Origin of the sequence: Pseudomonas sp. KCJK8993 (assembly GCF_046230915.1) — a bacterium.
In the GTDB taxonomy this organism is placed as follows: domain Bacteria; phylum Pseudomonadota; class Gammaproteobacteria; order Pseudomonadales; family Pseudomonadaceae; genus Aquipseudomonas; species Aquipseudomonas piscis.
Genome location: NZ_JBJJLO010000232.1, coordinates 1 through 2,363, shown reverse-complemented (window position 1 = coordinate 2,363; position 2,363 = coordinate 1). Strand labels below are relative to the sequence as shown.

The window sequence follows — 2,363 nt, the reverse complement described above, 5'->3', positions numbered from 1 at the left end:
GGCCGATGATTCGCTGATGCCGATAAGCAAGAAGCCCCTGCCCCAAGGGGCTTTTTGAAAGCCGGGGGTGGCAGGTACAGTCTCGGCTCCAGCGTCCCTCCCTGATCAAGGGCCTCTTCGAACCTCGAGCACAGGGCTGAATGGATCGCAACAACCACTCCGCGGACGGTGTGCACAGACGGTCTGAACCACGATGCTGAGCCTGGAAAGCCCTGGTAATCACGCTCTTGGCGTCGACCAGTGCTCAAGTTGCGGCATATGCAATCAACGACCCAGTGGCAAGGACCTGGGTAGTTACGACACTGGCTACGAGCGTCCTCATTCTCGGAACCACGGGACTCACCTCGCTTGCGTCACAGCGCTTCAAGCCCGCCAAGGCTGAGGCACTTGCCTTCGTCGGCGCAGGCGGCGAGATCCATGGAGCTCAATTTGAGCAAGCCGTTCAGCATGACCATTCGATCGATGATGAGCCGTACATGACTGACGAGCAGCTGGCGCTGGCAATCGCGACTTCTTTCTGAGACAGCCCGCAATAGCGTTGTGGCCCAGGCTGTGCTTTTTGATTCCCGCCTCCCTGCCTTGATCCCCCTGACTCCTGATCTACACTCCCCCGGACCGGCAGTAGGCTCGTATCGGTGTTTTCCCAAGCACCCGGTTTCACTGGCAAATAGGAGTAGGGATGCTCGGAAAACCATTCAGGAAATGGATTCCGGAAACCATTCAATAGACGGGGCGCATTCCGAAAAGCCAGACGAGTAGGAATTTAAATATGGAGATTTAATTCATGACTGCTCAAGAACATCTTGTTGGTGGATGGACTCCTTACCATCCACTGACCCCAAAGGATAAGGAAGTCTTCAAAGAAGCCTTGGCCGGATTCGTAGGTGTGAACTACACCCCCGAGGAGGTTTCTAGCCAAGTCGTCAACGGCACCAACTATCGCTACCTGTCGAAAGCATCGCTGCCAGGCTCATCGGCTAGCTGGCAGGCCATCGTAGAAATCTACGCGCCGATTAACGGTAAGCCGCACATCACTCAGATCCACCGCATCTGAGCAGGCTCCAAGCCCTTCGGGTCCGCAGCAGCTGCGAGGCCCGAAGACTATCCGTAGCTCCCTCTTCGCCCCTCCTTCCAGCCATCGACACTCCTCCAGGCCGGCAGCTCCCACTGTAGTGGTCAACTAATCCCGGACACGACGTTAAATTTTTTCTCGGCCTGAGCTGGCGCCAGCCCACCGTTGAACTGGTGCGGTCGAATCCAGCTATAGCGATGCATCAGGTAATGACTGATATCTCGGTGCGCTTCTTGAGCCGTCTGTAGCCCAGGCTCGGTATCCATTCAGTTTTCAAACTGCAAAATACGCGCTCCATCGGCGCGTTATCCCAACAGTTTCCAAGACGGCTCATGCTCTGGCGCATGCATAACGCCCCAGAGCCGTTGGCGAAACTGACGGCTGCCATATGGCGATCCCTGATCCGAGTGGAACAGCCCCCCTTGAGGCCTGCCACGCTGTTGATAAGCCATGTCCAACGCCTTGATCACCAACTCGGCATCGGGTTTGTTTGACAGCGCCCAGCCCACAATTCGGCGTGCGTAGAGATCCAGAGCGACCGCCAAGTGAGCCATCTTCCCTGCGCCCAGATGAACTGCCAGCACCTTCAGCGCACGCTCGTACAGGGCCAGGCGATCAGCTTCACCATTCGGCACCCGACCAGGCACCCCGGTGTTGATCAGGCCTTCGCCGACGGCGCGGTAGTTGTTGCGCCCAGTAACCTGCTGTAGGCCAAGGCCATGGAATCGCCAGCCGCACCCGTCGATTCGGGGCCGTTGCCCATGCGCCCCGCATAGACGAAGTTCGCGATCATCTCTGGGTGCCCGGCGTAGAGAGCCGCAGATTGTGGTGTGAACCGCTTCGGCCATACCCTCAGTAACGCTTTGGCGCTGTAGTTCAGGTTCTCGACCAGGCTGCGCAGCTGTCCCGACTCATGACCGACCTGCGCAAGGAACGCCGCCATTCGCAAGCGAGTGATGATTGCGTACTTGTTCATAGTCGCGTTGAGTGCATGAACAAAAACGCCCGCAACGGGGCGGACGTTTGGAAGGATCTACAGCAGTTGCTGCTCTGTGAGTGGTATTCGTTTTTCTCCGATACGATCTAGTTGATTTTGATTAAGCCAGGCTCTTGCTGTTGACACCCATACCATCCAATAAATAACATCAATGAATTCACTAACGAATTCCAGAAATGAATAAAATACTAGCAATAACCTGCCACCAAATAACCAACCCTTTGATCCACACGATCAATTATTTCTCACCATTCAAAAACAACACAATACTAATACATGTAGATAAAAAATCAC

At 55.3% G+C, this 2,363-nt stretch carries 2 protein-coding genes and 2 pseudogenes; 2 read left to right on the top strand and 2 right to left on the bottom strand.

From position 1 onward, the window contains the following. The first annotated feature begins 227 nt into the window (after window positions 1-227). Together ACK6AU_RS31870 and ACK6AU_RS31865 are read left to right on the top strand one after the other, a co-directional pair. On the top strand, window positions 228-521 hold the full coding sequence (locus ACK6AU_RS31870) for a DUF2388 domain-containing protein (RefSeq protein ID WP_409303730.1): 294 nt from the start codon (window positions 228-230) through the stop codon (window positions 519-521). A gap of 263 nt (window positions 522-784) precedes the next feature. Further along, a complete protein-coding gene (locus tag ACK6AU_RS31865; protein WP_185701728.1) occupies window positions 785-1,054 on the top strand; it encodes a hypothetical protein in 270 nt (89 codons plus the stop codon). A 122-nt stretch (window positions 1,055-1,176) separates the two neighbouring features. Here the strand turns inward: ACK6AU_RS31865 and ACK6AU_RS31860 are convergent. Both ACK6AU_RS31860 and ACK6AU_RS31855 read right to left on the bottom strand, forming a co-directional pair. Next, window positions 1,177-1,646 (bottom strand): annotated as a pseudogene (locus ACK6AU_RS31860) (DDE-type integrase/transposase/recombinase); the annotation flags it as partial. A gap of 1 nt (window position 1,647) precedes the next feature. After that, window positions 1,648-2,105 (bottom strand): annotated as a pseudogene (locus tag ACK6AU_RS31855) (glycoside hydrolase family 19 protein); the annotation flags it as partial. Window positions 2,106-2,363: the final 258 nt, after the last annotated feature.

Bases quoted from the DNA above. Each gene is read 5' to 3' on its own strand.
- ACK6AU_RS31865 (WP_185701728.1), top strand. From the start codon at position 785: ATGACTGCTCAAGAACATCTTGTTGGTGGATGGACTCCTTACCATCCA.